The organism is Novipirellula sp. (assembly GCF_041583735.1).
In the GTDB taxonomy this organism is placed as follows: domain Bacteria; phylum Planctomycetota; class Planctomycetia; order Pirellulales; family Pirellulaceae; genus Novipirellula.
Genome location: NZ_JBFHFD010000751.1, coordinates 1 through 3944, shown reverse-complemented (window position 1 = coordinate 3944; position 3944 = coordinate 1). Strand labels below are relative to the sequence as shown.

The following is a 3944-nucleotide window of genomic DNA, read 5'->3' as shown; positions in this document are numbered from 1 at the left end:
GCCGGCACATAACCGCGAACCACCGGCATATACAGCGTGCGGCATGATTGGGAAATTGATCCAATCTCGGAGTTGCTGTCGCTATTGTTATTCGAAACCAATACCCCCATCCCCTTCATCGGTTCAAAGCGGGGAGTGCGATCGAGTTGGTTCGCAGCGACAAGCATCGTGTCGCGAATCGCTTCGGCAGGCAAACGCCGACGATGCATTCGCCACAGCAGCCGGTTCTCGGGATCAATCTCACATGAATGCGGATTGAGTGCACAGGAACGTTGATAGGCTTGCGTCGTCACAATCCGGCGAATCAAAGGTTTTAATTGCCAACCGCTCCGCAGGAAATCGGACGCCAGAAAGTCGAGTAATTCTGGATGCGAAGGACGTTCGCCCTGCACGCCGAAATTATCAACCGTCCGCACGATTCCTTCGCCCATCAAATGCATCCAAACACGATTGACAAACACGCGAGCGACAAGCGGATTGTCCGGGTCGGTTAACCAATCGGCCAGTTCTAAACGTCCGCTGCCCTGAGGCGACGCGATCGTGGCACTGCCGCCACTGCAGACTTGCAAGAAGCCGCGAGGCACGATCTCACCCAAGTTCGCCGTTTCACCGCGAATATGAATCGGGCAGTCCGCAATCATGTCACTGCTTCGGTCTCGCGGCGCCATCGCCAAAGGCAACGGCGCCGGTGGATTTTTTTTAAGCGCCGCGAGCTTGGTTTGAACCTGATCACGCTCTTTGCTTTTTTGCTCGACCGCTTGGGGGATGCCAAGATCTGTTTTCGGCTTGTCAGCTGACTCGCTCGTTGCGTCCACTTGCAAGAACTGGATCGCGTCCACAATCACATAGCCATCGGTGTTGGTGTTGCGGATTGTGACGATGGCGTCTTGGTCCGTGTTGAAATGGAACTCGCCAAGCGAATTCCAGATTTCGTCGATTGCCGCGGTTCGTTGATTGATAAACAGGTCATGATCGCCACGAGCGTCCTTGACCGTGATGGGAACCTGCGATGCACGATTGGAGCCAGGCGAACCTGCTAACCGAATTTCATAGCGTCCCGACTTTGGTAACCGCACTGAAAATTGAATCGAGAGCTTGCCTTTGTCTCCGTTGTTATCGTGCACATAACCTTTGGAGACAAAGGTGTGGAAGAGTGTTGATGCTTTCCACTGCCCAGACTTCTCGCCTTCCTCGTCATCAATCACGATCCCGCGGTGCGTGATACGTTCTTTCAAAGCCGACAATTCTTGGTCGAGTTGCTTTAAACTGTCCTCGAGCGATTTTTGTTGTTGCTTGTGATCCATCAGCGATTCTTGGTGTTTTTCGCTGGTCGGCAGTGGCGTCTTGTTCCACGTGCTGACGTACTGCTGGCTTTCACCATTGAGCGTTTGCGTGCTGCGAAAAATTCCGGCCAATGCGTAATAGTCTCGCATCGGAACAGGATCAAATTTGTGATCGTGGCAGCGAGCACAGCCAAGCGTCAGCCCTAGGAACGCTCGCCCCACTGTATCGATCTGCTCGTCAACGACATCCATTTCCAATTTTTCCTTGTCGCGTTCACTCAGCATTTTGGTTCCCAACATCAGAAACGTGGTGGCCACAAGGTTGTCGAAACGCTGCGAATCGCTGGAGGAGGGCAGCAAATCGCCAGCAAGCTGTTGTTGGATCATTTTGTCAATCGAGCGGTCATCGGCAAACGAGCGGACCAAGTAGTCGCGATAACGCCAAGCGTCATGATGGGTGGCGTTGAAGTCGGCACCGTTGCTGTCGGCGTACCTCGCCAAATCCATCCAATGACGTGCCCAATGTTCGGCGAACTCAATGGAGCTCAATAATTGATCGACAATCTGGATCCAATGTTGCGGTGATGGATCCTCGCTCCACGCCCGTTGCAATTCGAGATTCGGGGGTAGCCCGGTCAGATCAAAGCACAATCTACGCAAGCGGATGTCAGGTGCCGCGAGTTCATTTGCGGCGATCGATGCATTTGCGAGTTCCGAATCCAAGAAACAATCGATCGGCGAACTGCTGGTCGGTTTGGATTTGCTCAGGGAAGTGGTCGATCCGGCATCGCTCGGTCGCGCGATGGCGTCGGGGATTGCTGGGGCTTGGATCGGACGAAACGCCCAAAACTGTTTGCCCGCTTCGATGTCGATCGCAGGCTTTGCGGTGGGAATGCGGGTCGGTTGGTCTCGGGGGTCGACCGCGCCAGCGGAAATCCATCTTTCGAAATCCGCAATCACCTGGTCAGGCAACTTTCCCTGTGGAGGCATCTCGGATGTTTCATAGCGGATCGCCGACACCAACAGACTCTGTTGCGGATGACCTTTAACGATCGCAGGTCCGCTGTCGCCACCCTGCGTCATGCCGCCCGAGGAATCCAGGAGTAGTGAGCCGCCAAGGTCATCCGATTTCGCCGAATGGCACTGATAACAATGCTTGACCAATACAGGGCGGATGCGGTTCTCGAAAAAATCGACAGATCCTGGCTCCTGTGAGAATGCCGCCAGCGAAAAAAAAGCCAATTGAAACATGACGCCCGCAGACACTGTTTTGCGACCGCTCATCGAAGTGGTGGCTGTGGCCATAGCGTAAGTCTATCGAGTACGGGTGGGATTGGACGTCGATGGAGGCGGGAGCGGCCGTGAGAGCTTCTTGTGGGTGTTTCGGCACCCTCCTAGGTTAGCACAGACGGCTTTCTGCTGCACAATAGAAATCGAAGCTTGCGAGAGGTTCCCGCTGGGATCACGATCGCAGCCAAAACGACCCTGACACCGATCCAACCAACCCCTTTTGGATATCGATGAAGATTCTGATTTTGACCGGCGCCGGCATCTCGGCTGAATCGGGCGTGCCAACCTTTCGCGATGCAAATGGATTGTGGGAGGGACATCGGTTTGAAGATGTCGCCACGCCGCAAGCGTTTCAGCGGAATCCGGCTTTGGTCCATGATTTCTACAACCAGCGACGTCGTTGCTTGCTGGATACAAAAATTCAACCGAACGCAGCCCACCGGGCGTTGGCGGAGTTCGAGGCGGCGCAGCAGGACGAATTTTTGCTCGTCACGCAGAACATTGACGATCTGCACGTCCGCGCAGGCAGCAAAAAAGTGTTGGCGATGCACGGCGAACTTCTGAAAGCCCGCTGCGTCCGCACCGGAGACGTCATTCCGTGGCGAGATGATCTTGATGAATTAACTCCGCACCCAACGCGGCCAGACCTCCGCGGGACGCTGCGTCCGCATGTCGTGTGGTTTGGTGAAATGCCTCTGGGGCTCGAGCAAATCGAAGCAGCCGCAAACCAAGCCGACCTGTTTATCGCGATCGGAACCTCGGCCGTGGTTTATCCCGCCGCCGGAATCGTTCGTCAAACCAAACCGAGTTGCCGGAAAATCGAAATTAATCTCGACGAAACGCCGAATTCCGCCGAGTTCGATGAATCAATCCGAGGCAAAGCGAGTGTCGAGGTGCCGGCATTCCTAAGCAGCTTGAGTGTCCGCTAAACAAGTGAACCGACGAAAAAAATCCCGGCCGTCTCTGCACGCAACGCAGTTCGGCCGGGGGCAATGGTTTGTCAATGAAAGTCGCAATCGCGAGGTCAAGCTATTTGATCTCGAAGAGCTCGACGACAAAGTGCAACGTTGCATTAGGAGGAATTACGCCGCCAGCACCGCGAGCGCCATAGCCGAGTGAGGCGGGGATTTCCAATTCAATCATTCCACCTTCGCCGACGAGCTGCATCCCTTCGGTCCATCCCTTGATCACGCCGCTCAGCGGAAAGGAAATCTTCGACGCGCGACGATAAGAGCTATCGAAAATGGTGCCATCGTCCAACCAGCCCTTGTAGTGGACTTCGACGCTGTCTTTCGCCGTCGGTTTGGGCTTGTCGCTTTTGCGGAGGATGCGGTACTTCAGTCCCGAATCGGTCTTTTTAAATTCGGCGTT

3 protein-coding genes are annotated in these 3944 nt (G+C 54.8%); 1 reads left to right on the top strand and 2 read right to left on the bottom strand.

What is annotated here, in order from left to right:
• Positions 1–2588: DUF1549 domain-containing protein (locus ABX962_RS32125; RefSeq protein ID WP_372725754.1), on the bottom strand; the 2588-nt coding region annotated here is incomplete at its 3' end.
• A gap of 215 nt (positions 2589–2803) precedes the next feature.
• Between ABX962_RS32125 and ABX962_RS32120 the strand changes: the two genes are divergently transcribed.
• Positions 2804–3502, top strand: a complete 699-nt coding sequence (locus ABX962_RS32120; RefSeq protein ID WP_372725752.1) for an NAD-dependent deacylase — start codon at positions 2804–2806, stop codon at positions 3500–3502.
• A 100-nt stretch (positions 3503–3602) separates the two neighbouring features.
• Here the strand turns inward: ABX962_RS32120 and ABX962_RS32115 are convergent.
• Positions 3603–3944 (bottom strand): FKBP-type peptidyl-prolyl cis-trans isomerase (locus tag ABX962_RS32115; RefSeq protein WP_372725750.1); only part of this gene is annotated, 342 nt, incomplete at its 5' end.